The following is a 26,274-nucleotide window of genomic DNA, read 5'->3' on the forward strand; positions in this document are numbered from 1 at the left end:
GTGAGGAGAGAGTAAAATGGCTTCACATCAAGCGCAAACTATCTATAAACAAAATATGCAGAAAGCCGAAGAGTATAAAAAACACACACAACATAATAAACCCCCTTCCGCCACTGAAACTTATCGCAACTACGAGAGGACTCCCGAGCCGAGTGTAAAAGGTAGCCCTCATACCTCTATCTCTCAAACAGATGCTTATAAGCAGAATGCACTTCAGACAGCATCTCGTGGGGATTTGACATTATTGCTGTATAACGGGTGTTTGAAATTTATCGATAAAGCGGACAAAGCATTATCAGATAAGAATATGGAACATAAAAATAAATTCATCATGAGGGCCCAAGATATTATTAGAGAGTTAATGATCACATTGAAGACAGATACAGATACAGGGAAGAATATGTATCAGCTTTATGATTTTATCCATAGAAGGTTAATTGACGCAAATATCAACAATGATAAGAAAGCATTACAAGAAGCACGTGATTTGACGCTGGATTTCAGGGATACTTGGAAGGAAATTATTAAATTGGATCGTCAGCAGCGCTTCGGGCAGAAGGATCAAGTGTAGTATGGCTTTGCTTAAAGAGTTGTATCTTGTTACGAAGGCTCTCCATGAACATGTATCTGTTCCTCTAGCTGACAGTCTAGAAGAAAGGGAGTCTTACCTATCTCGGATGAACGCTTTGCTTGAAGAGCGAGCTACTCTGTTGACTAAAATGAAAAGCGGCGCTCAATATAGCGATGCGGAGATGCAATTAGGGCGTGAATTGGTGAAAATGAATGAGGAAATCCATCAAAGGATGCAAGGTACCAAAAATGAGATGAGGATGGATATACAGCAATTAAAGAAGAAAAAGAAATCGAAGCGAGTGTATGAATTACCATATGAAGGTCCCACCGTTGATGGCGTTTTTTTTGATAAGAAAAATTAAATAGAAAAGGTCGCCCTGTGTCAGCTTGTTGCTACAGGGGACACACTTGAACCTAAGTCGACAGGAAACTAAAAAGACCGGACTTGAGATATTCCTCAAGTTCGGTCTTTTTTGTGTGCCCGGCATGCGCACACGCTTTAGGGTTCAAGTCCCGAACGGTGAAGGTTGCTGTAGCCGTTAGCCAAAGGCAAGGGTGTCCACCGTGAGGTGGAATCTGAAGGAAGCTGGAGGCAAATCTCCGACCCGAGGAACACGAATCTCATAAAAGGCTGTCCTTCTTGGGTGAGGCTGCAAAACAAGTCGAAGTCCGAGCGACCAAAGGGAAGGGCAGTAAATGAGGCGGGTACATGGAGAGGAAGTTTGTGCACCTACCCGGGGAGGTCTGATCGGCACGCTGTACTCTTGCGGTAACCGGCTTCGAAAGAGGCCGCTGAACGATCAGAAGTCAGCCGAGGCCATAGTACCTGTTATTCTAGAGAACAGGGAAGGGCTGAATCATGTAAGGAGAATGACAACTTTACGTACGTACCACTTGATGAAGCAGAAACATGAAAACCTTCCTAGCGGAGGATGCGGTGAATCCCGCGGGGGACGTTAGAAGGGCCGAAAGATGGTACCACACAAGAAGATCGGTCATTCACGAGGAGAGATATCATGTTGGAGGAAATCCTTGATTACTACAATGTACATCAAGCACTCGAAAGAGTGGAAAGAAATAAAGGGAGCCATGGAATAGATGGAATGCCCGCAAAATCCCTGCGAGAGCACCTCATGAACCACTGGTCGTCCCTTCGGGATCAGCTCGCAAAGGGTACCTACGCTCCTGAACCCGTCCGTCGCGTAGAAATACCTAAACCGAACGGAGGTAAAAGGAAACTGGGTATCCCAACGGTGACGGATCGATTCCTCCAACAAGCCATTGCACAGGTTCTCACCAAAGTCTATGACCCCACCTTTTCCGACCACAGTTATGGATTCCGTCCGAACAGACGAGGGCATGATGCGGTAAGGAAAGCGAAGTCTTATATGAAAGAAGGCTACCGTTGGGTTATAGACATGGATCTTGAGAAATTTTTCGATAAAGTCAATCACGATCGATTGATGAGAACGCTTAGTGAACGCGTTAAAGATAAGAAGGTTCTACGTCTTATCCGTCGCTATTTACAGGCAGGAGTATTGGAAGATGGACTGGTTCGTCCAAATACGGAAGGTGCCCCGCAAGGTGGCCCATTAAGCCCGCTTCTCTCCAATATTGTGCTGGACGAATTGGACAAAGAACTGGAAAGAAGAGGTCTGCGTTTCGTAAGATATGCGGACGATTGTAACATTTACGTGCGTTCCAGACGAGCTGGAATACGGGTGATGAATTCCATTACCCGCTTTATTGAAAAGAAACTCAAGCTAAAGGTGAACCATGAGAAAAAAAAAAAGTGCAGTGGACCGCCCCTGGAAACGAAAGTTTCTAGGATTTAGTTTCACTAGCCACCGAAAGAGTCCAAAGATACGAATAGCTAAGGAGAGTATTAAACGGTTCAAAACACGTGTCCGGGAATTAACAAGCCGGAGGAAATCTATCGCGATGAAAAACCGTTTGGAGAAACTCAATAAATACCTCGTTGGCTGGCTAGGTTATTATCAATTGACTGATGCCCCGAGTATTCTGAAAGACATGGATAGTTGGATTCGTCGCAGGCTCCGAATGATTCGGTGGAAGGAATGGAAGAAAGTGAAGACAAAAGGGAAGATGCTTCGGAGATTCGGTGTCCCAAGGCCTAAGGCCTGGGAATGGGCAAACTCACGGAAAGCCTATTGGCGAATTGCCGGAAGTCCCATTCTTCACAAAACCCTTGATGACCAATACTGGGCAAGTCAAGGGTTAAAGAGTCTATGGAAAAGATATCAAACTCATCGTTGGACTTAGATGAAACCGCCGAGTACGGAGCCGTACGCTCGGTGGTGTGAGAGGTCGGGGGTTAGTCACCCCCTCCTACTCGATTACAACTTTGCAGTGTTCATGGAAGACTATCTCATGTCAGCATGTAGCAGCTTGGACACCCTTTGATAGGATAGGTTTCCTTTGCCAAGTATAAAGACGTTCTGTTCATGATACACATATCAACGTGGAAGTCAGCGCATATTTCGCGAGCCAGATCACTACTATTCACACTTTGATTTACTTTCTATTAGATTGTCTCACTTGTTTTCTTCTTTTTCTGAAGCAGGATCGGCTTCTTTTATCTCTTCTTGAAACTTCTCGATTTCCATTCCTTCAATAGTGTCGAACTCTTCCATGTCTTCAAAGCCCTGAAACTCTTCTAACTCCATTTCTTCAGCTTCCTTCAGAACACCTGGAGGAAGTGTGACCTCTTCGGTTTCATTGATAGATGAGAATCGCGTGACAAACACGTAATCAGAGGCATAAGTATTTTCTTGCTCACTATTTATATCTAAACGAAGATTCATTTTGATTTTCTTCATATAAAACGTCTTTTTATCAATGTGTATTTCATAATTTAATTGCTTAATCCCAGACATGTACATAAGATTTTCCATTCCTGAAGAAAAATCTGTATTTATTAATCCCATCATTTCGATAGCGATTTCCTGCATTTGTTGAGTGCTGCCACCGGCAGTAATTCGGTAATGGTCTTTTCCTTCCTCGATATGCATATCTTCTGCGTATGCTTCGATGATTTCTAACATTCGCTCTGGACTCTCAAAAGACTTGTCAAGGGACTGTAAATCAGATGCGAACTCATCTGGAAATTTGATCCAGCGTGCTTCATTGGAATCAAAAATAAAGATGCCCTTGTCTGTAAAATAACGTTCTAAACGAGTAGTGTCATCGGCAGTCTCTGTATCATGGTTACGTTCGAGTGTGTAGATGCTTGCCTTTTCATGGTAGTGGATAGGATCTAAATTTACGTCTGTCGTAGACCGATACTTGTTGTATAAAAATTGTTTTTCATCTAGTTGAATATATTGGTTCATATTCGTTTCAATCGTGTAATTCTCCATCGCTTTCATTGATTGAATGGAGTTATTAATTAATTGACCTCTGCTGATCTGCTCTTCTTCTTGGCTATCCTGACTTATTGGTGGATTTGAATCTTGGCCACTTTCTTCCGTTTCTGCCTCAGATTCACAGCCTAAAAGAGTGAAGGTGAGAGTGAACCCCAGCAAGACCGCTAAAATAGGGCGCATGGAAAATTTCCTCCTCTAGGAGCATACTAATTGGATGCTCAGTCTCAAGAAAGATGAGACATCATAAAAATAGTATCATAAGTGGGAACTTATGGATAGAGGAGGAAAAGCATGGGTCAGTCTTAGATCCATGCTTGTGTGACAATACTTGAGGTAGTGTAAGCAGCTTAAGCAATATGTGTGAGGAAATAAGAAATCGCTGAAACAGCTGCTTGGAAGGTATGATGACTATACTTCATATTGTATAATTGTTATAAAAATTTTCAACCTTTTCTGTCAAATAACATCGAAATTCAAAAACATGACTCTCATGTTGGTTGAAAAATGAAAATTAGTATGAGGAAGAGGAGAGAGTGTGAAGAAAATTTGACGAAATTTCGGTTTTAGAAGGGATTAATAAGGAGAATAGAGAATAATATAAACATCGAAAGGAGGAGTTTACTTATATGGAATACAATATTCGTGGCGAAAACCTAGAGGTGACTCCGGCTCTTAAGAATTACGTGGAAAAGAAAGTAGGAAAATTAGAGCGTTATTTTGATACGACTCCCGTGGCTGATGTACATGTGAAGATGCAAGTACAAAACACGGAACATATTATAGAGGTGACGATACCGATGCCTCAACTATTGTTGAGAGCTGAGGAAGTTCACCCGGACATGTATGCTGCAATTGACTTAGTCGTCGAAAAGCTTGAACGACAAATTCGTAAGCATAAGACGAAGGTGAATCGCAAGTTTCGTCAAGAAGGCAGTGTCCGTTACATGTTTAAAGATAATATTGAAGATCTAAATGATGAAATTGTAAACGGTGCTCCCACCAATGCTGAGTTTCCTGAGAGTGAGATCGATGATTATTCTATTGTCCGTACGAAGCGTTTTAATTTAAAACCAATGGACGCGGAAGAGGCTATTTTGCAAATGGATATGTTAGGTCACACATTCTTTGTGTTCTCTAATGCGGTGAGTGGGGACACAAACGTTGTCTATAGAAGAAAAGACGGGCGCTATGGGCTAATTGAACCAGAGTAAGAAGGTTGCTCGTTTAAACAAAAAATCCGTAATAGAAAAGCTGTCTGCGTGAGCAGGCAGCTTTTCTATTACCACGTGTAAGGGCCTTTCCTCGTTTGTAAGCATGTAAGGAAACTGATAAAATAAACAACGAATACGATATTTATTTCCAAAAAAATTGACGGATACATGATACGTATCACCCTTGAATGGACATGAAGGTGAAGTGGCCATTTGAACATGGATTTAAATGATACGCTAAGAGAGGGCGATGATATAAACATGATCGGCTTATTAAAAAAAGTGATCGGTGATACCAACCAAAGGAATATTAAAAAGCTTCAAAAGAAAGTAGATGATATAGAGAGCTATCAAGACGAAATGACAAAGCTGTCTGATAGCGACCTGCGTGCGAAAACAGAAGAATTTAAAGAGCGGTACCAAAACAATGAAACATTAGACCAGCTTCTTCCCGAGGCATATGCAGTGGTAAAGGAAGCGGCAACTCGTGTGTTAGGACTCACTCCGTTTCGCGTGCAACTTATGGGAGCAATTGTCCTTCATGAAGGTGATATTGCAGAGATGAAAACGGGTGAAGGGAAAACATTAGTGGCAACAATGCCAGTTTATCTAAACGCTTTAACAGGGAAAGGCGTGCATGTTGTCACAGTGAACGACTACTTGGCTAGACGTGACAGTGAACAGATGGGAGAAGTTTACCGTTTCTTAGGTTTAACGGTTGGTTTGAACGAGAAAGGAATGAGCAAAGAGGAGAAAATCGCAGCTTACCAAGCGGATATCACATATGGTACAAATAATGAGTTTGGGTTTGACTACTTACGAGACAACATGGTCCTTTATAAAGAGCAAATGGTACAGCGCCCCCTCTACTATGCGGTAGTCGACGAGGTAGACTCGATTTTAATTGACGAAGCACGTACGCCTCTCATTATCTCAGGATCTGTAGAACAATCTACAAAAATGTACCGAGCTGCGGATGCTTTCGTTCGTCACTTGAAATTAGAAGAAGACTATACGTATGATGAGAAGACAAAAAACGTTCAATTGACGGAAGAAGGCGTAAATAAAGCGGAGCATGCTTTTAAAGTTGAAAACCTTTTCGATCAAAAACACGTTCAGTTAATTCATCATATTAATCAGGCATTGAAAGCACATGCGGCTATGCATCGTGATGATGATTATGTTATTGAAGAAGGTCAAGTAGTCATCGTAGACCAATTCACAGGACGTTTAATGAAAGGGAGAAGGTTTAGTGACGGCCTTCACCAGGCTATTGAAGCTAAGGAAGGGCTTGAAGTCCAGAAAGAAAGCATGACACTTGCTTCGATTACTTTTCAGAACTATTTTCGCATGTATAAAAAATTAGCAGGTATGACGGGTACGGCAAAAACGGAAGAGGAAGAATTTCGTAATATTTATGGAATGAATGTTACCGCCATACCTACAAATAAACCAATTATTCGGGATGACAAGCCTGATTTGATTTATAAATCAAATGAAGCTAAATTCCGGGCGGTAGTTAATAAGATTGAAGAGCTTTATCAATCAGGACAGCCTGTTCTTGTAGGGACCGCAAGTGTGGAGACATCCGAACTAGTGTCCACTTTATTAAAGAAGCGTAAAGTTCCACACAACGTCTTAAATGCGAAGAATCATGAAAACGAAGCCAAAATAATTGAAAATGCTGGTCAAAGAGGAGCCGTTACGATTGCAACAAATATGGCTGGACGTGGAACGGATATAAAGCTTGGTGATGCTGTACTAGATTTGGGAGGATTATTCGTACTAGGGACAGAACGTCATGAGAGCAGAAGGATTGATAATCAACTTAGAGGTCGTTCCGGCCGTCAAGGTGACCCAGGAGCTTCTCAGTTTTACCTTTCAATGGATGATGAATTGATGCGCAGGTTTGGTTCTGACAACATGCGAGGCATGATGGAAAGGTTAGGCATGGAAGAAGATGAACCTATAGAAAGTAAACTTGTTACTAGAGCGGTCGAACAAGCTCAAAAACGTGTTGAAGGCCATAATTTTGATGCCCGTAAACAAATCCTTCAATATGACGACGTAATGAGAGAACAACGTGATATTATTTACGCTCAGCGTATGGAAGTCCTCGAAACAGATAACTTAAAAGAAATCGTAAAGAATATGGTCCAATCAACAGTAGAGCGTGCTGTAGCTTCCTATACGCCCGAAAACATTGTTCCTGAGGAGTGGAACCTGGAAGGATTAGTAAATTATTTGAAAGGCACGGTACTATCAGAGGAAGATATCGTAGAAAAAGATATAAAAGGAAAAGAACCTGAAGAAATAATCGAACTTGTTCTAGAAAAAGTGAACGAACGATATGAGGAAAAAGAGGTAGAAATGACGCCCGACACAATGCGTGAGTTTGAGAAAGTCATCATGCTTCGTGTCGTGGATCGAAAGTGGATGAATCATATTGACCAAATGGACCAGCTTCGCCAGGGGATTCATTTGAGAGCATATGGTCAAAATGATCCGTTACGTGAATATAAGTTTGAAGGCTTCAATATGTTCGAAGAAATGGTTCACGCTATAGAAGAGGAAGTCTCTACCTATGTCATGAAAGCGCAGGTTCAAAGTAATTTAGAACGAAAAGAAGTAGCAGAGGGAAAAGCAGTACACGGTAACAATACGGAGCGTCAAAATGCCAAAAAGCGCCCGTTTCGGAAGACGGAAAACGTAGGTCGCAACCAACCTTGTCCGTGCGGAAGTGGAAAAAAATTCAAGCACTGTCATGGCAGGCAGGAAGCTCAGTAAGTATATTCATGTAATAACTCCGAGGTGATGAATAAATGGATATGGCAGAGATTAGAAATGAACTTTCGAGAATGGCTGCAAAATTAGCGGATTTCAGGGGGTCTCTTTGACCTCTCTGAAAAAGAGGAAAGAATCGCTGAACTAGAAGAAAAAATGACAGAGCCAGGTTTCTGGGATGACCAGGACATTTCAAAAAAAGTAATCGATGAATCAAACGTGTTGAAAGAAACAGTAAATGGTTTCAAAGAAGTAAATGTACTGCTTGAAGACTTGGAAGTGTCCTATGAGCTCGTAAAAGAAGAGAATGATGAAGATTTAATGCAAGACTTAGAAGATGGAATAAAAGAGCTCCATAAAAAACTGCATGAGTACGAACTGCAGATGCTGCTGAGCGAGCCATATGATAAAAATAACGCTATCCTTGAACTACATCCTGGAGCGGGAGGAACAGAGTCACAAGACTGGGCATCCATGCTTCTTCGCATGTATAAACGTTGGGCAGAAAATAAAGGCTTTCAAGTTGAAACGCTCGATTTTTTAGCGGGTGATGAAGCAGGAGTTAAAAGTGTTACTCTTCTCATCAAGGGTCATAATGCTTACGGTTACTTGAAGGCAGAAAAGGGAGTTCATCGTTTAGTAAGAATTTCACCGTTTGATTCCTCAGGACGTCGTCATACTTCTTTTGTGTCGTGTGACGTGATGCCCGAACTTGATGATAACGTGGAAGTAGAAATCAACTCAGAAGATTTAAAGATAGACACGTATCGTTCAAGCGGTGCTGGAGGTCAGCATGTTAATACGACAGATTCAGCGGTGCGTATTACCCATCTTCCTACAAACACAGTAGTAACCTGTCAAAATGAACGTTCTCAGATTAAAAATCGAGAGCGAGCGATGAAAATGCTGCGTGCCAAGCTGTATCAGCTTAAAATTGAAGAACAGCAAAAAGAGGTGGATGAACTTAGAGGGGAACAAAAGGAAATTGGCTGGGGAAGTCAAATTCGTTCCTATGTTTTTCATCCTTACAACATGGTGAAAGATCATCGCACGAACGTGGAAATAGGTAACACTTCCGCTGTTATGGACGGAGAAATTAACCGCTTTATTGATGAGTATTTACGTCGTACGATGAACACATGACAATCCGTTTAGGGGGCGCAAAATGGATCTCAAGTTAAAAGACAAAGGAGTCGTCGTATTAGCTTCTAGTAAAGGATTGGGAAAAGCATCCGCACTTGAATTTGCTAAAGAAGGAGCTCAAGTGATGATCTCAGGCAGGTCTAGGGAAAGACTAAAAGAAGCCGCGCAGGACATTACAGAAAAAAGCGGACAGCCTGTTTTTTGGGAAGTATGCGATCTCACAAAAGCCGAGGAAATTCAAGGGTTAATGGAAGAGGCAAAGAAAAAGATGGAAAGGATTGACGTTCTTGTAAATAATACAGGAGGTCCTCCGGCTGGTACTTTTGATCACATGGCAGACGAGGATTGGAAATACGGATTTGAGTTAGTATTATTTAGTGTGATCCGGGCAATACGGGCTGCTTTGCCAGAGCTGCGAAAGAACCAAGGGAGAATTGTGAATATCACGTCCTCCTCCGTTAAAGAACCACTTGAACAACTTATTCTTTCGAATACTTTTCGAATGGGGATTGCCGGCTTAGCTAAAACTTTAGCAACAGAACTTGCACCGGATGGTATTCTGATAAATACAGTGGGGCCAGGGCGAATTGCTACAGATCGCACAAGAGACCTGGATGAAATTAAAGCAGAAAAAACGGGAAGAACCTTTGAAGAAATCAGAAAGAATAATGCATCGTCTATACCCATGGGACGTTATGGCCATCCAGAGGAATTTGCTAAGCATGTAGCATTCCTTGGCTCAGGCGCAAACACTTATGTGACCGGTCAAACTGTTTTAGTTGAAGGCGGTATGGTGAAAGCTTATTAAAGTCACGAAATTGAAACATTTTTCCTGATAAGTACCATAATCCTTGAGACTCAACGGCTTAGGTAAGTTTTGGTAAGGTTTTAATCCATTTAAGATAGGGTATAATAGGGGCGTACAACCAGCAATCAAAATAATAATTAAAACACAATGATCGGAGGTAGAGTTCATCATGAAAAAGTTTCTTATGGCTATGGCTGGAAGCGGTGTACTTATCTTAGGCGCCTGTGGAGGCGGCGGAGATGAAGGTGCTGGAGATTCTGGTAATGGTGGAGAAGGCGGCGGCACGTATGATGCGGCTGCTGCAGAAGAGGTTTATCAAGGAAACTGCGCATCATGCCACGGTGAAAACTTGGAAGGTGCTAGTGGACCTGCGATTGCAGGGACACCTCAGGATCAAGTAGCAGAAATGATCGAAAATGGCGGAAATGGAATGCCAGCTGGTCTTGTTGAAGGCGAAGAAAAAGACATGGTTGCGCAATGGGTATCTGAACAGTAATTTGAATAAGGAACCAGAGATGTGTGGTTTTTATTAGCCACACAGCTCTAGGTTCCTATGGCTTTGTGAAACATAAATTTTCCTTTCTCCTTCTTTTTCTACACACAATATCCCTCTCGTTTAGTTTGTTACCTTTCTGTAACTCCCTTGTAAATAAAAATTAAATTCCCTGTTCTCAGTTTTCAAATGAAAAATGGTTGAAACAGAAACGTAATACAATTTATCTCTATTCTTCCTCTATTAGATGATATAATAATGACGGATTACGACATAAAGAGATTTTTTTCAACTAAATGGATGAAAGTTTCCTACTAGTAATAGGACGTGATGAGAATTATCGAAATGAATAATGTTTCCAAGACGTATTCCAATGGGGTGAATGCGTTAAACAACATAGACATCTTGATAGAAAAAGGTGAATTTGTTTATGTAGTTGGACCAAGTGGTGCCGGAAAATCGACATTTATTAAAATGATTTATCGAGAGGAACTGCCGTCATCAGGGTCCATACATATTCAAGGTTCTGATATTACAAAATTAAAGAGCAAGCATGTTCCGTACTTACGCCGGAAAATTGGCGTCGTGTTTCAGGATTTTAAACTGCTGCCAAAACTATCTGTCTATGAAAACATTGCTTTTGCTCTCGAAGTAATTGAAGAACCCCGGCACATCATTAGAAAACGGGTCATGGAAGTATTGGACATCGTGAAATTAAAAAGCAAAGCACGTTTTCTTCCAGATGAACTTTCAGGCGGTGAACAACAACGAGTTTCCATTGCCCGAGCTATCGTAAATGATCCCCGGGTCCTCATTGCAGACGAGCCTACAGGGAATCTCGACCCGGATACGTCATGGGAAGTAATGGAGACGTTAGAGACAATTAATCGCAGTGGAACTACGGTTATTATGGCAACTCATAACCGTGAAATTGTAAACACCATTAAAAGACGTGTGATTGTTATTGAATCAGGCCGTATCGTTCGTGACGAATTAAGGGGGTCCTACAGTTATGAAAGGTAGAACTCTAGTCCGTCACGGGAAAGAAGGGCTCAAAAATATTGGCCGAAATGGTTGGATGAGCTTTGCTTCCATTAGTGCGGTAACAGTAATGCTCATGGTAGTTGGAGTTTTCCTACTGCTCATTTTAAATTTAAATCATTTCCTAGAGAGTGTAGAGGAAGACGTAGAGGTACGTGTATACATAGACCTTACAGCAACGGAACAAGAGCAGGAAGAATTAAGAAACGACTTAGAACAACTAGATCACGTGGAAAGCATTACATATTTAAGTAAGGACGAAGGATTGGATCAGCTTATTGATAGTTTAGGAGAGGACAATAGAGAAGTATTTGAGTCTCTCCGTGATGAGAACCCATTAAATGATGCGTTTATTTTACGAGCAACCGACCCGCAGCTAACTGAGCAAGTAGCTTTGCAGGCAGAAGAATTAAATGACATTGACAGAGTTGATTATGGAAAACAAGTAGTCGATCAATTATTCAAGGTTACAAACGTCATGAGAACGATGGGTATCGTACTAGTCCTCGGTTTAATGTTTACGGCAATGTTTCTTATTTCAAACACGATCAAACTAACAATCGTTGCCAGGCAAAAAGAGATTCAAATCATGAAATTAGTCGGTGCTACGAACGGGTTTATCCGCTGGCCTTTTTTTATCGAAGGCATTTTATTAGGTGTCATTGGGTCGATTATCCCATTAGCACTGGTGACGGGCGGATATTATTACGTTTATAACAATTATGCTAGTCGTCTAAGCTTGGATTTTGCAGAATTATTACCTGCCTCTCCATTATCTCTGCAAGTTTCACTAATATTGCTTGCAATCGGTGTATTCGTAGGTGTGTGGGGAAGTCTTACTTCCGTACGCAAATTCCTAAAAGTTTAAGTAAAACAATTGTTACAGAGAGCTAGTTTTCATAGTACTGAGGAGGAAGACGGAGGAATGAAAAAAAAGTTAATACAAACAGTTATGGCACTAACCATCGTAGTTTCTGGTTCAGCCGCTTATACTGGAAGCAATGCTGAGGCTAACACAGATTTACGTGATAAATTAAAGCAGCTGGAAGAAAAGCAAAATAGCAATGAGTCTGAGAAAAAAGAAGCAAAAAAGGAAATGAAACAGCTGGAAAAAGAAATTAAAAAAATCCATGACGATATGAGAGAATTGGATGAACAGATAACCGAAACGAATGATAATATTTCAGACAAGGAAAGTGAAATTGAAGATACCGAAGAGCGGATAGAGGAGCTTGAAGATCGTATAACCAAGTTAGAAGAGCGGATTGAAGAGCGAGATGAACTCTTGAAAGATAGAGTGCGGGCGATGTATCAAAATGGGGGTTCTGTCGATTACATAGAAGTTCTAATGGGAGCCAAAAGCTTTGGTGATTTTTTAGACCGGGTATCTGCCTTGAACATAATCGCTGAGCAGGACCGTGACATACTTGAAGCCCATATTCGTGATCAAGAAAGCTTAGAAGAAGCAAAAGAAGAAGTAGAAAAAGAACGAGAGTCTTTAGAAAAAAACTTAGATGAACTGGAAGGGTTACAGAATAAACTAGAAAAAAAGAGAAAGAAAAAACAAGACATACTTGGTGATTTGGAAGAAGAGGAAACAGTACTGCAAGATGTGCTTTTAACATTAGAAGATGAAAAAGAATTGCTGAAACAACAAGAAGAAGCAGCAAAACAAGAACTACGAGCCTATGAAAAGCGCCAAGAAGAATTACGTAAAGAACGTGAGAAGAAACGTCAATCTCAAGGAAGCAAGTCAGAAACAAAGGATTTTAACACAAATGCAAGTGTTCCTCATGATAATGGGAGTACGCTTATGAAACCTGCAACCGGATCTATCACATCAGGATATGGTCCGAGATGGGGAAGGATGCACCACGGGATTGATATTGGACAAGGTGGCCGTTCAAATGTCCCAATAGTGGCAGCAGCTAACGGTACCGTCGTGAAAGCATCTTATATGAATGGGTACGGCAATACGGTAATGATTTCTCACAACATTAACGGCCAACAAATTACTACGTTATATGCTCATATGTCATCCTCAAGTGTTTCAGCAGGCCAACGTGTCTCAAAAGGAGACCAAATTGGAATCATGGGTAATACGGGAGCGTCGAAAGGACCTCACTTACACTTTGAGGTGCACGAAGGCCCTTGGAATGGTGCTAAGTCTAATTCTGTGAACCCGAGAACGTATTTAAAATAATTATCTTATTAATAAGACCATCCACAGATATTCTTCTATGGATGGTCTTTTACTAGATTATTAAACATTTAAAATTTTTAAAATAAATGTTGACCAGATAGTCAAAGTACTATAATATATAAAATATAAAAAATTCTAATAATTCAAAAAGGAGGGGCGTATATATAATTTGATTACTATTGGTTAGTGGCACATGCTAGAGGTCGCGATTTTTAACATTTTACTCTATTTTTATACTATCCAGACAAAATAATCATTATAATCGTGAAGAAAGTGGATTTATAATCCAAAGAACAATAATATTTTAAATTTAGAATGGGGGTAAAAGATTTGAAAAGTAAAGCTATATTTTTAACTCTGTTTATTTGGGCTTTTCTAATTGGATGTAGTTCCCAACAAGGGAGTGATGAGGAAGCTAGCGCAGGAGAAAAAGATGGTGATGAAATTAGAATTGGAGCTTTATTTCCGCTCACAGGGTCCTTAGCTTTGCTTGGTAATGAATCTTACGATGGCATTAAACTTGTAGCAGACGTTGTGAATGAAAACGGTGGTATAAATGGTAAACAAATATCTTTAGTGAAAGCCGATGCACCTGATGCGACTGCTGCACAAAGTGAAGCAAATCGTCTTATCTCCCAAGAAAAAGTTCCTCTTATCATGGGGACATATTCAAGTGGGTTATCAATTGCTGCAACACAGGTAGCAGAAAGAAACGGAACAATATATGTAGAGTCAAATGCAGTTTCAGATGAAATTACGGAGAGAGGGTTTGAAAATATTTTTCGGGTTACTGAATCTGCTTCGATGCAGGGTGATGCAGCTGTAAGTTTCACTAATGAATATTTGGCGCCTGATTTTGGTGTGAAGGTTGATGAGTTAACTGCAGTAATTATGCATGAAGAGTCTTCTTTTGGGACAGCAGTAGCAACGTCAATTGAAGAAAAGGCAGAGAATTTGGGAATTGAACTTTTATCAATTGATAGTTATAACTCAGAAACAAATGACTTGTCTTCAACAATTCATAAATATAAAGAATTGAAGCCGGACATTGTTTTTGCAACTTCTTACATTAACGATGCCATCTTATTTATTCAACAATCAAAGCAGTTGAATTTCAAACCGAAAGCAATTGTCACTACGTCAGGTGGTTATGCCCTATCTGATTTTGGTGAAGCATTAGGTGAGGATTCTAATGGGATTTATGTAGCCGATGCACCTTCAAATCCTAATGAAGAAGCTTTGACAGAAGAAGCTATCAAATTAAAGGAACAATTTACAGAAAGATGGAAGGAAGAACATGGTACGGAGTTAACAGGACAAACGTGGAGGGTTATTAACGCAGCATTAGTTATGTTTACCGAAGTATTACCAAATGCTGAAAGTTTAGACGCGGACGGTATCAGAAATGCATTGTCTCAAGTAGATATTCCACTTGGAGAGTTGCCTAATGGGTCTGGTGTTAAGTTTAACGAAATAGATGGCCAGCCGGGGCAAAATAGCAGGGCGGAGATAGTAATGATGCAATGGCAAAATGAAGATTTAAACCTTGTATGGCCGGGTGACTTTGCAACAGAGAAAGCCGACAACAGCCTACTCTTTTCGAAATAGAAGATAACCCATAAGAGGAGAGAATTTCTCCTCTTATCAACACAAATACTTGGGGGTGTCAAAAGTGATTCTCCAATTAATTGCAGGAGGAATATTAATCGGTGGGGTTTATGCATTAATGGCTGTAGGTTTAACACTCATATTTGGAGTTATGAGGATTGTTAATTTTGCACACGGAGAGTTTGTCATGGTAGGTATGTATTTAACTTTTATTCTTTACGCTTCATTAGGAATTGATCCATATCTTTCTGTATTAATAGTAACTCCGTTCATGTTTTTATTAGGCTGGATGTTGAATGGTCTGTTAATTAAAAGGTTAATAGGAGCTCCTCATGTAACACAAATTTTTGTAACAGTTGGTCTCAGTATGTTGCTTATGAGTTTAGCTTTGATTATTTTTGGAGCTGATTACTTAAGTGTACGTAGTCCACTTACTACACAAGTGTTGGATGTTGGTGTGCTCTTAGGTGTACCACAGGTGATTGCCTTTATCATATCAATGATGGTGAGTGTGATTATTTATTTATTTCTTAAGAAGACTTTTATCGGCAAGGCGATTCGAGCAACTACACAGAATAGAAGCTCAGCTACTCTTATGGGAGTAGATGTAAAAAAAATATATGCTTTAACGTTTGCGATAGGAACAGGTTTAACGGGGTTATGTGCAGCAATCTTACTTCCTATTTACCCTGCTTATCCTACTATTGGACTTGGTTTTGTATTAATGACATTTGTAGTAGTCGTTATGGGAGGACTAGGCAGTATACCCGGAGCCATGATTGGTGGAATAATCATAGGAGTAATTGAAACGGTTAGTGCTTTTTACTTTGATCCGGGCTGGAAAGAAGCATTTTATTTCGTAATCTTCATATTAATTCTTCTCATACGGCCACAAGGTTTCTTTGGTCAAATCGGAGCTGAGGAGCTGTGATAAAGATGTTAAACAAAATCCCTAAATTCACATGGGTATTTGTAGGACTATTTTTACTAACTATAATTTTTCAAGAAAGATTTTTTCTTGATATGTTAGTGATGACTTTTATTTGGGCGGCAATAGCCAGTGCATGGAATATTACAGGTGGCTATGCAGGACAGTTCTCACTGGGGCACGCAGGATTTTTAGGGCTAGGTGCTTACACGTCTACAATATTATATGTAAATTTTGGGATTTCTCCTTGGGTAGGAATGTTAATAGGAGGAATAATTGCGGCGGCATTAGCTTATGTAATAAGCATTTTATGTTTGCGTTTAAAAGGACCTTTTTTCACACTTGCTACAATAGCCTTTGCTGAACTAATATTCATTTCGGCCACCCAATTAAGAGGAGTAACACAAGGCTCAATGGGGATGAGCATTCCGTATGAGCCAGGCTTTGCAAATATGATATTCGTAGAAACTAAAACATACGCGATTATTATGTTTATCTTCATGATTATTGTTTATCTTCTATCATCATATATTAAGCGTTCAAAAATGGGATTTTACTTAACAGCGGTTAAGGAAGATCCTGACGCTGCACAGTCACTTGGTATTAATATCAAGAAAATTAAATCAACAAGTGCATGTATAAGTGCTTTTTTTACAGCAATTGGTGGTACATTGTTAGCTAACTATCTACTATTTATTGAACCAGAAAATGTCTTAGAGTTACAGATATCCATTCACATTGCAATGATTGCAATTGTAGGAGGAATGAACTCTCCTGCTGGACCTATCATTGGTTCTATACTATTAACTCCTTTAGAAATAATTTTAAGAGGTTACGCTACGCAAGTAGCAGGACTTCATCTTATGTTTTTTGGTCTAATTTTAATTTTGGTTGTTCTGTACAAGCCTAATGGATTAGTAGAAGGGTTTAAAATGCCGAAATTTATGAAGAAAAAAGCCCTCACAGGAGGAGATCCAGATGGTAAGCAAATCAAAGCTTCTTGAAATAAATAACTTGGGAAAAAGTTTTGGAGGAAACTGGGCTATTAAAGGAGTGGACATTACAGTTCGAAAGGGAGAGTTACTTGGCATCATAGGACCAAATGGGGCCGGAAAAACGACATTATTTAACATGGTGACAGGTTTCCTAAAGCCTACAGAAGGTATAATAAGGTTTAAAGACAAAGACATCGCTAATTTAAAACCTCATAATATATGTAATATAGGGATAGCAAGGACCTTCCAGATTGTTAAGCCATTTGGAAACTTATCGGTATTAGAAAACGTGACCATAGGGGTATTAAGATACGAGAGAGATGTGAATAAAGCGAAAGAAATTGCTCGGGAAAAAGTGAAATTGGTAGGTTTAGAGAAATATATGGATACAACTGCAAGTTCCCTTCCACTGGGACATCGAAAAAGACTTGAAATGGCTAGAGCTCTAGCAACAGATCCTGAAGTGATCATGCTTGATGAAGTGATGGGTGGTTTGAATGATGATGAGACAGCCGAGATGATGAACCTCGTAAAGACATTGCATAACAAGGGGTTAACAATCTTATTGATAGAACACAATATGCATGCTTTGATGTCATTATCTGAGAGAGTAGTTGTTTTGTGTTATGGTAAAAAACTAGCTGATGGAACAACTGATGAAATATCTTCAAATCAGGAAGTGATTGAAGCTTATTTAGGGAGCGATGATGATGCTGAAAATTAAAAGTCTGAATGCATATTATGGAGATCTTCAAGCTATAAGGGATGTCTCCTTGGAAGTAGGACACGGTGAAATCGTTGCACTTTTGGGTGTGAATGCTTCAGGGAAGTCAACCACCGTTCGTGCTATTTCAGGATTAATAGATAGGATGGAAGGTGAAATCTATTATAATAAAGAGTTAATTAATGACATTCCACCAAACCAAAGAACAGAAATGGGTTTGATACAAGTACCTGAAGGGAGACAATTATTTCCCTTTTTAACAGTACGAGAAAATTTAGAAATGGGCGCGTTTACCAAAGAGGCTAGATCTAAGTTAAATGAAAACTTAGAAAGGGTTTTTGCGTTGTTTCCTGAGATGAAAAATAAAGAGAAACAATTAGCCGGCACTATGTCAGGGGGAGAACAACAAATGTGCGCAATAGGAAGAGGGTTGATGTCTAATCCCAGACTTATTATGCTCGATGAACCCACTCTCGGTTTAGCTCCTCTCATAGTAAAAAGAATTTTTGGTATTATAGAGGAATTCAGAGCAATGAGAATAACTGTGTTACTCATTGAACAGAATGTCAAGCAATCTCTAAAAATTGCCGATAGAGCTTATATGTTAAGTAATGGGAAAATCATAAAAGAGGGCAGCTCCTCTGAATTAATGAATAGCGACGATGTTGTACAAGGGTACTTGGGGGTTTAAAGTGAGAACTTATGAATTTGACATTCTCTGTATAGGAAGTGGTGTCTCAGGATTAATGGCATCTATAGCTGCTTCAGAAGAGCACAAAGACATCTGTATTGTATCGAAAGATCCGTTTTCCTGGGGAAATACCCGTATTTCAGGAGGGGTTATTGCTAGCAATCAGGACTCTTCTCTCGACATTGATATATTAAACGCAGGTAGAAGATTAAATTCTAGTGAATTGGTAGAAACATTACTAAACGACAGTGAAAACATACATGAAACCGTTGAAAGTTGGGGTCACATTTACAGAAGAAATGGCAACAAAAAAATTAAAATTAAGCCAGGAGGTCATTCTGAGGCGCGTACGTATATATCCTCCTATAAAGGTATTTCACTAGGCAATGTGTTAAGGATGCGCTTACTTGAGGAGACGAATGTAAAAATAATAGAAGAAACGATAGTATGTAAAATACTAACTCATGACTCTCGAGTATATGGCGCAATATGTTATAACTGGATAAAAGATACTTGGTATATCATTTATGCAAAACAAATAATCCTAGCGACGGGCGGGGGAGGCATGCTTTATGATCCCCACACCGATAATATGAGAAGTTCCACTGGTGATAGTTATTCTCTAGCGTTACAGTGTGGAGCTTCTTTAATAGACATGGAACAAATACAATTTATTCCATTTGGTGTAGCGTACCCACAAGGGATGACAGGGTTAGAGATAGGAGACACAGCAGCCGCAGGGCCATATGGGAAGTTAATAACTGAAGATGGCAAACTTATTTTAGGAAATATCCCATCATTAACGAGGGAAGAGGTAAGTCGTAAAATAGCTTTAGCAATGAGTAGAGGAAGCACGGAATTGAAAGACAATGTGAAGTTAGACCCTACTGCTAACATTAATAAACAAGATGGAAAAGAAGCTTGGGTAAATACAAACAACTCAGGTTCCTTAGAGGCCGTTAAATATGCTTATGGTGTTAAAAGTTATAAATGGGAAGAACCTTTTTCAGTAATTCCAACAGTTCATTATATCATGGGAGGAGTGTTAGTAGATCAACAAGGCTGTACAGAAGTCGATGGGTTGTTGGTAGCTGGTGAGGCGGCTGGTGGCGTTCATGGGTCAGGACGTCTTGGCTCAATGTCTCTGTTTGAGGGGTTGGTATTCGGTCGGAAGGTAGGAAAGATTGCAGCAGAACAAATAGATAAAACAAAAGATAATCCATTCCCTATAAAAGAATCTGACCTGATCATTAACGAATATAAGAAGACAATAAGTAATGGGAAAGGCTCAAATTCACCGTTCTTATTAAAGAAAAAACTTGCAGAGGTAATGTGGAAAGATGTTGGACTTATCAAAACGGAAAAAAGTTTACTCAGGGCCATGGAACAAATTAAGAAGATTGAAAAATTATCAAAAGAATTATTTGTAAATTGGAAAAAATCGGAGCAACGCCAATTAATTTTAAATACAATTGAGTTAAAAATGATGGTCACTACTTCGAAAGCAATCATAGTTAGTAGTTTAATAAGAAGAGAATCGAGAGGGAGTCATTACAGACTTGATTATCCTTCGGAAAATAATTCAGAAGATTATAACGTAAAAGTTGATTTAAAGGATGGGGAAGTTCAGGCTAAAAAATATGATAAAAGTATTTCATAATTGGAAGGGATTAGAATGTGTGTTATTAGAATCAACGTGAAAAGAAAAACCGATGAAATTAACGAAGTGGTAACATATCTAGTTAACACCTTTGAGGAAAGAATGACGTTGTTAGAAGCACTCAAAAAGATTCAAGAAAAGCAAGAACCTACCTTGGGTATTAGATATGGCTGTAGATTTAAGGATTGTGGTTTGTGTGCTGTTAAAGTCAATGGAAAAGAAAAAATGGCGTGTGTAACAAATGCAAAGAATGAAATGTTAGTGGAACCCTTGGATCATGTGCCAATCGTTCAAGACCTTATTGTGGAACGCTCCTATATTACCAAAATGATTAGAGATTTGGAGTTGATACCTACTGTTAAAGAGGGTGAAGCCTCTATACTAGTATCAGATGAGTATATGGCAGTTGTTAAGTGTACTGATTGTCAAGCTTGTCTCTCTTCATCTGACATATACTCCCATGAAAACCGATATCAAAATGCAGGTCCACTATTTTTCGTGAAGTTGGCGCAAATATATTACCACCCCCGACTAGACATTAATTACAAGGAGATAGCGCAAAAATTAGGACTGCACGAATATAAAAATAGTCCAACTATCCCTTGTCCTTATGGAGTACCAATTAACAAATTGGCTATAAGTCCGTTTATTGACTAATGAAAACCCCATCTCTTTAAAATGAAGTTTAATACCTTTGTATGAAACTATAAGGAGCTAAAATACAATTGTCATCATGATTAGTGTTTTCAAATGCTATAGACATGATCGAATGGTTACTTTCCAGAAAATGGAGGTATTCAAAAGCATCGACACATCTATAAGCCTTTAGTTGATAAAACTGGAGACTCCTCTCTGCGGTAAAAGAAACACTGCGAGAACGAAGTGAAGTTCAAGCAGATGTTGCTCTTATTCTATAGGTGCACCACACAGAGAAAGAGCAAGCGCACGTAGTTTGAACTGATGTCGCACTTGTGCCTCTGGTGAAAGCGGGATGTTTTTCAACTGAATAACACCCTTTGATCCAGCTCCGTCGTTTACACATCAGCGAAGGGAGGAAGAATGATTTTTGGGGAAATGAAACAAAATCGGTGGTTTGCTCTATGTGTAATTGGAATTTCAGTATTTTTTTCACTAAGCTTGTGGTTCAGCGCTTCTGTAATAACCTCTCAATTGAAAGTGATTTGGAATGTTACTCCGCTGACTGAGGCTTGGTTATCTGCATCCATACCAACTGGATTTGTAATAGGAGCATTTATTAGTGCTTATTTTGGTATAGCCGATCGTTTTAATGTCAGAAAGCTTTTTGCTCTTAGCGCTCTTCTAGGAGCACTCTTCAACTTTCTAATTATTTTTTCGGATCAAGCTATTTTTGGAATAGCTCTTCGGATTCTAACCGGGATTACACTTGCTGGGGTTTATCCACCTGCTATTAAACTCATAGCGCAATGGTTTCCTAAACAAAGGGGAATTGCTACAGGTATTATTATTGCAGCTCTAACTTTAGGAACTGCTCTACCTCATCTTATTACAATACTTATCCCAACAACTAATAATATACTAGTGCTTGCAGTTAGTTCCATGCTATCCATTATCGCAGCTGCCATGATATTTATACTTCTCAAAGATGCCCCAGTCTCTTCGAAAAGGACCCCTTTTTCAATGGGGATGCTAGTACAAGTTTTTCGAAACAAACCAGTCATGTTGGCGAATTACGGATATTTTGGACATATGTGGGAACTTTACGCAATGTGGACTTGGCTTCCCGTCTTTCTAACAGCCAGCTTCACAAAATCAAGTAGTGAGCCATGGATGGGTACACTCGTGTCTTTTTTATCGATTGGTGTGGCAGGAGGAATAGGATGTATATTAGGAGGGATAGTAGCAGATAAGATAGGGCGTTCTAATCTAACTGTTATTGCGATGGCTATTAGTGCTTTTTGTGCCATAGGAATAGGGATGGTGTTTGGTCATCTATTATGGTTAACCATCGTATTAGCGCTGATATGGGGAATGGCAGTGATTGCTGATTCTGCACAATTTTCAGTGGCAGTATCAGAGTTTGCAGAAGTAGAATATGTAGGAACAGCACTAACTTTTCAAATGTGTATAGGATTTCTTATAACAATAGTATCTATAAATATTATTCCAATGTTTCAAAGATGGGTCGGATGGGAATGGGTGTTTGTTCTCTTAAGCATAGGACCAATATTAGGAATTGTCTCTATGATCAAATTCAAAAGCTTTGAAAGAGACGCGAAAGTAAAGGTAAGAAAGACTGCTCAATAATTTCATTCCTTATTTAGATTTAACTCCGAATAAATTTATTTTGATAGGTCGCTCAACATGGACAAATCATGTTGAGCAGCCTATTTTTATTGATTAACTACATTATTATTTGTCAAAGAGGCAATAAGAGTCTCTAGGCAGATGGTTTTATAGTAGTCATGTAGGTCCTCTTGTTCTCTCATTAACCATTGTATTAAGCAGCCATCAATTAATGACCTTATAGATATGGAAGCTTTTTCAATATCCATGTTGCTTGGAAATATTCCTTCTTCTTGTCCTAATGATACAATTTCTCTCCCAATAGACCAGCAATTATCATAAAACTTATCATTGATTTCCTTGAAATTGCTATTATGACGAACTTGCCCTAAAAAGTCTATATAAACTCTAAAAAATCTCTTGTTCTCGGCTGGAGTAGAGAAAGCAGCCTCTACATAAGCTGTCAATTTACCTATAGCTGTGTGTTCTTGTTGAATAGCATTGTATTCGTTTTCATAAATTTTATCAGTAACCCATTCTAGCAAATGACGCAATACATCTTCTTTATTTTTAAAATGATAATTGGTTACACCTTTACTAACTCCAGCGTAGTCAGCTATGTCTTGTAAGGTGAGTGAATGAAATCCTTTTTCAGCTATAGCTTGTAATGAAGCTATCAATATTTGGTTTCTCCTTTTTTCTTTTAATTTACTCATAACAAACCTCCGTTTTAAATTTTTTAAACGTAAGTTTATTATAACAAAAAACCGACTGGATAACATACAAAATTTTCAAATAATTAAATTTCTTATAATTTATACATTATATAAGAGGAGGTGAAAGCATATGAGAGGAAACTTTTTAAACAATCTAGAAGCTTTGAGATTTTTTTATTTATCTCTGCTGAAGTAGATAAGCTTCAAAAAATCCCCCGCTTCTGTTGTAGATGAGTAAGAGTAGTTTAAGATAATTATCATTTCATGGTAGAATGAAATAGATAAGTGAAAGTGTAAAGGTGGTACATAGATGAGATGGAAACCAAAAGCTGCAGCTGCAGTAGTCGGTGCTGCCTTGATTGCAGGGACAGGCGGCGTTTTTGCCGGCATGGGTATGAATGAAGAGGCCAGCACTTCAGGCTCACAATCGGAGATAGAGAGTGAGCCGGAAGCAGACGGGTTAGATAAAGTAGAACAGGTTTATCAAATAATCAATGAAAAATATATGGAAGATGTAGATGAACAAGAATTGATCAAAGGGGCATTGGAGGGGATGGTGGACGAATTAGAAGACCCTCACTCAGCCTATATGGATAGAGAGACGACAGAAGAATTTACTCAGTCTCTAGAGTCTTCTTTTGAAGGTATTGGAGCAGAAGTCAGTATGGTGGATGATACGGTAACGATTGTTTCGCCTTTTAAGGATTCTCCTGCAGAAGAAGCAGGTCTCCGTCCGAACGATCAAATCTTGGAAGTCGATGGGGAGAGTACAGAAGGTGATTCATTACATGACACGGTACTAAAAATTAGAGGTGAAAAAGGTACTACTGTAGTTCTAACGGTACGACGACAAGGTACAGAGCAGCCTTTTAAAGTTGAGGTAGAGCGTGATGAAATCCCGGTAGAAACCGTTTATTCCGACATATACCAGGAAAATGGTAAGAAGATTGGTTATTTGGAGCTAACCTCTTTTGCTGAGGAAACAGCTTCTGAGTTTGAGACACATTTAAATGAACTTGAAGATAAAGGAATTGATGGTTTAATTATTGATGTAAGAGGGAATCCGGGAGGTTTTCTCACCAGTGTAGAAGAAATAGGTGATTTAGTTATACCTGGTCAAGAAACGGTTGTTCAAATTGAAGATCCGAATGGTGAAATCGTTCGTTCTGTATCCGCTTTGCATGAGAAGAAGACTTATCCCATTGTAGGGCTGATTGATCAAGGAAGCGTATCGGCTTCAGAAATTCTGGCAGCAGCTTTGAAAGAGGCTGGTGGTTATGAACTCGTGGGAGAGACGACGTATGGCAAGGGAACTGTTCAACAGTCTGTGCAATTAGGAGATGGCAGTGAGCTGAAACTTTCCATGTTTAAATGGTTAACATCCGATGGCAACTGGATAAATGAGGAAGGTGTGAGTCCGACTGTTGAAGTGAAGCAGCCTGATTACTTTTATTCTGCCGTGTTGTCCCCGGAGGATGAACTTTCGAAGGATGACATAGGGGAACAGGTCGGTATAGCCCAAAAGATGTTAGAAGGACTAGGTTATAACCCTGGCCGAACCGATGGATATTTTGATCAAGCAACGGAGGATGCTGTTCGCGCGTTTCAACAAAGTACGGAGGGTTTGGAAACTAGTGGTGTAATTGATGAAAACACAGCTGGTGAAATGAACCAAGCCCTGTTAGAACTCATTCAAGATCCTTCTAATGACAAGCAATTAGATGCAGCACTTGATTTAATCTCAACTCAATAACCTTAAGTGATGCTTAACAAATATGGGCTGTTTCTTATCAAAGCATCCGATAAGGAAACAGCCTGATAGCATATATAAGGAAAAGGAGCGGCGTTCATGGAAATACTGGGCTGGGAATTGCTGAAAAGTGTCGGGCGTTTTTTTACACATCCCCTTACATATATTCTTCCACTTGTCATGTTTATGCTCGGTTACTTTCGAGTGAAAAGAGAACGCGCTGACTTTCATATGAAAGTACAACAAGCAGTGTTTGATGTTACTGCTCCTATATTACCAGGTTTATTGGCAGGGATAGTTTTGTCAGTTATAACCGTTATATTGGCACCTGTGATTTCTGTTATATTCCTGTTTCTTATAGGTATTCTTACTCTCTTGTTTTCTATAACTGGCAGGGCTAACTTACTCTCTCCTGCTTTGACGCTAGGTGTAAGCATACTGATTGTTTATTTTATCACGGTTACAGGAGCAGAAGTACCGTGGATATCTTCTCAAATTACAGGATTGGGCCAAGGGGATATTCTTGCTGTAATGACAGTTATGACGGTTCTTCTGTTTGGAGAAGCGATATTAGTGTGGAAGGATGGTCCTCGTCACACTTCCCCTCTGATATCCAAAAGCCCACGTGGCAAATGGGTTGGCGCTCACCGGCTCCAACGAGTATGGTTTGTACCTCTCTTTCTATTTATTCCTGGAGGGCCGTTGGAGGGGTTTAGCGTGTGGCCAATTGTGCCATTTGAGGATGGGGGCTTGTCTCTATTTCTAGTCCCGGTGGCCATCGGTTCTCGGTTTACTATTTATCATACTTTGCCGCAACAAGCATTTACTCGCATTGGACAATATATTTGTATGCTAGCCATAATAGTTGGGGCAGGAACAATTTTAGCTTATTTCTATCCTGGTATTCTTCTTTATGTAACTATTTTCGCAGTAGCTGGCAGGCTGTTTTTACAGCTGTTTGTGAAAAGACAGGAACGAGGGAATCCCCCTCTTTTTACACTTCAGCGTAAAGGTGTAAAAATACTGGGGGTGCTCCCAAGTTCGCCTGCTGAAAAAATGGGATTGCTTCCTGGAGAAACAATTATAAAAGTGAATGGTTTACCTGTGAATAATGAAAGAGAATTTTATCATGCTCTTCAAAAAAACTCGGCGTATAGTAAAGTGGAAGTGAGAGACATGAATGGAGAAGTTCGACACACCCAATCAACTGTTTATGATAATGAACATCACGAGATAGGTGTCTTGTTAGTAAAAGAAAAAGATTACCCCTTTACTATGTCAAGAGAAGGGTAAGC

At 39.6% G+C, this 26,274-nt stretch carries 23 protein-coding genes and 1 pseudogene; 22 read left to right on the plus strand and 2 right to left on the minus strand.

What is annotated here, in order from left to right; genetic code table 11:
* Positions 1-16 precede the first annotated feature (16 nt).
* The 4 genes and pseudogenes from fliS to ltrA all read left to right on the plus strand — a co-directional run bounded on the left by fliS (position 17) and on the right by ltrA (position 2,856).
* Complete coding sequence (gene fliS / locus BM095_RS12990) at positions 17-571, plus strand: flagellar export chaperone FliS (protein WP_322787616.1); 555 nt, start codon at positions 17-19, stop codon at positions 569-571.
* 1 nt (position 572) lies between these two features.
* Positions 573-935 (plus strand): hypothetical protein, encoded by a 363-nt coding sequence (locus BM095_RS12995; protein WP_091662662.1) that lies wholly within the window; start codon positions 573-575, stop codon positions 933-935.
* A 334-nt stretch (positions 936-1,269) separates the two neighbouring features.
* A complete protein-coding gene (locus BM095_RS16420) occupies positions 1,270-1,533 on the plus strand; it encodes a hypothetical protein (RefSeq protein WP_143083229.1) in 264 nt (87 codons plus the stop codon).
* Positions 1,534-1,586: 53 nt separating this feature from the next.
* Positions 1,587-2,856 (plus strand): annotated as a pseudogene (gene ltrA / locus BM095_RS13005) (group II intron reverse transcriptase/maturase).
* Between the two features lie 272 nt (positions 2,857-3,128).
* Here ltrA and BM095_RS13010 read toward each other — a convergent pair.
* Positions 3,129-4,139, minus strand: coding sequence for a DUF6612 family protein (locus BM095_RS13010; RefSeq protein ID WP_091662667.1), 1,011 nt, complete (start codon positions 4,137-4,139; stop codon positions 3,129-3,131).
* A gap of 446 nt (positions 4,140-4,585) precedes the next feature.
* Between BM095_RS13010 and hpf the strand changes: the two genes are divergently transcribed.
* The 16 genes from hpf (at position 4,586) to BM095_RS13090 (ending at position 22,534) form a co-directional block, all read left to right on the plus strand.
* Positions 4,586-5,170, plus strand: a complete 585-nt coding sequence (gene hpf / locus BM095_RS13015; protein WP_091662669.1) for a ribosome hibernation-promoting factor, HPF/YfiA family — start codon at positions 4,586-4,588, stop codon at positions 5,168-5,170.
* A 261-nt stretch (positions 5,171-5,431) separates the two neighbouring features.
* Entirely contained in the window at positions 5,432-7,957 is a 2,526-nt protein-coding gene (gene secA / locus BM095_RS13020) for a preprotein translocase subunit SecA (protein WP_091663055.1), read from the plus strand.
* A gap of 35 nt (positions 7,958-7,992) precedes the next feature.
* Positions 7,993-9,097 (plus strand): peptide chain release factor 2 gene (prfB, locus tag BM095_RS13025; protein WP_143083230.1). Its coding sequence is split into 2 segments (ribosomal slippage): positions 7,993-8,064 and positions 8,066-9,097, totalling 1,104 coding nucleotides; the frame shifts between segments, so codons are not numbered across the junction.
* 22 nt (positions 9,098-9,119) lie between these two features.
* A complete protein-coding gene (locus tag BM095_RS13030) occupies positions 9,120-9,905 on the plus strand; it encodes an SDR family oxidoreductase (protein WP_091662672.1) in 786 nt (261 codons plus the stop codon).
* 169 nt (positions 9,906-10,074) lie between these two features.
* On the plus strand, positions 10,075-10,401 hold the full coding sequence (locus BM095_RS13035) for a c-type cytochrome (protein WP_091662673.1): 327 nt from the start codon (positions 10,075-10,077) through the stop codon (positions 10,399-10,401).
* 333 nt (positions 10,402-10,734) lie between these two features.
* Positions 10,735-11,421 (plus strand): cell division ATP-binding protein FtsE, encoded by a 687-nt coding sequence (ftsE, locus tag BM095_RS13040; RefSeq protein ID WP_091663057.1) that lies wholly within the window; start codon positions 10,735-10,737, stop codon positions 11,419-11,421.
* Complete coding sequence (gene ftsX / locus BM095_RS13045; protein ID WP_091662675.1) at positions 11,411-12,307, plus strand: permease-like cell division protein FtsX; 897 nt, start codon at positions 11,411-11,413, stop codon at positions 12,305-12,307. The genes ftsE and ftsX overlap by 11 nt, the downstream gene beginning before the upstream one ends.
* 57 nt (positions 12,308-12,364) lie before the next feature.
* Positions 12,365-13,642, plus strand: a complete 1,278-nt coding sequence (locus tag BM095_RS13050; RefSeq protein WP_091662676.1) for a murein hydrolase activator EnvC family protein — start codon at positions 12,365-12,367, stop codon at positions 13,640-13,642.
* Positions 13,643-13,972: 330 nt separating this feature from the next.
* Positions 13,973-15,250 (plus strand): ABC transporter substrate-binding protein, encoded by a 1,278-nt coding sequence (locus BM095_RS13055; RefSeq protein ID WP_177194820.1) that lies wholly within the window; start codon positions 13,973-13,975, stop codon positions 15,248-15,250.
* Positions 15,251-15,314: 64 nt separating this feature from the next.
* Positions 15,315-16,181: a branched-chain amino acid ABC transporter permease gene (locus BM095_RS13060; RefSeq protein WP_218151634.1), complete on the plus strand. Its 867-nt coding sequence runs from the start codon at positions 15,315-15,317 to the stop codon at positions 16,179-16,181.
* 5 nt (positions 16,182-16,186) lie between these two features.
* The gene (locus BM095_RS13065) at positions 16,187-17,182 is read left to right on the plus strand and encodes a branched-chain amino acid ABC transporter permease (RefSeq protein WP_091662679.1); all 996 of its coding nucleotides are present in this window, start codon (positions 16,187-16,189) and stop codon (positions 17,180-17,182) included.
* Positions 17,157-17,897 carry an ABC transporter ATP-binding protein gene (locus BM095_RS13070; RefSeq protein ID WP_091662682.1) on the plus strand — a complete coding sequence of 247 codons (741 nt, stop codon included), beginning with the start codon at positions 17,157-17,159 and terminating at the stop codon, positions 17,895-17,897. Before BM095_RS13065 ends, BM095_RS13070 begins: the two co-directional genes overlap by 26 nt.
* A complete protein-coding gene (locus BM095_RS13075; protein ID WP_218151635.1) occupies positions 17,884-18,588 on the plus strand; it encodes an ABC transporter ATP-binding protein in 705 nt (234 codons plus the stop codon). The genes BM095_RS13070 and BM095_RS13075 overlap by 14 nt, the downstream gene beginning before the upstream one ends.
* Before the next feature lies 1 nt (position 18,589).
* Complete coding sequence (locus BM095_RS13080; RefSeq protein ID WP_177194821.1) at positions 18,590-20,248, plus strand: FAD-binding protein; 1,659 nt, start codon at positions 18,590-18,592, stop codon at positions 20,246-20,248.
* Positions 20,249-20,263: 15 nt separating this feature from the next.
* On the plus strand, positions 20,264-20,905 hold the full coding sequence (locus BM095_RS13085) for a 2Fe-2S iron-sulfur cluster-binding protein (RefSeq protein ID WP_091662690.1): 642 nt from the start codon (positions 20,264-20,266) through the stop codon (positions 20,903-20,905).
* A gap of 402 nt (positions 20,906-21,307) precedes the next feature.
* Positions 21,308-22,534, plus strand: a complete 1,227-nt coding sequence (locus BM095_RS13090) for an MFS transporter (protein ID WP_245757907.1) — start codon at positions 21,308-21,310, stop codon at positions 22,532-22,534.
* A gap of 86 nt (positions 22,535-22,620) precedes the next feature.
* Here the strand turns inward: BM095_RS13090 and BM095_RS13095 are convergent, their stop codons facing one another.
* Positions 22,621-23,229, minus strand: coding sequence for a TetR/AcrR family transcriptional regulator (locus BM095_RS13095; protein ID WP_091662693.1), 609 nt, complete (start codon positions 23,227-23,229; stop codon positions 22,621-22,623).
* 310 nt (positions 23,230-23,539) lie between these two features.
* Here BM095_RS13095 and BM095_RS13100 point away from each other — a divergent pair, with 310 nt between their 5' ends.
* Both BM095_RS13100 and BM095_RS13105 read left to right on the plus strand, forming a co-directional pair.
* Positions 23,540-24,982: a S41 family peptidase gene (locus tag BM095_RS13100; protein ID WP_091662696.1), complete on the plus strand. Its 1,443-nt coding sequence runs from the start codon at positions 23,540-23,542 to the stop codon at positions 24,980-24,982.
* 96 nt (positions 24,983-25,078) lie between these two features.
* Entirely contained in the window at positions 25,079-26,272 is a 1,194-nt protein-coding gene (locus tag BM095_RS13105; protein WP_091662698.1) for a PDZ domain-containing protein, read from the plus strand.
* Positions 26,273-26,274 lie beyond the last annotated feature (2 nt).

This window comes from Alteribacillus iranensis (assembly GCF_900113025.1).
In the GTDB taxonomy this organism is placed as follows: Bacteria; Bacillota; Bacilli; order Bacillales; family Marinococcaceae; genus Alteribacillus_A; species Alteribacillus_A iranensis.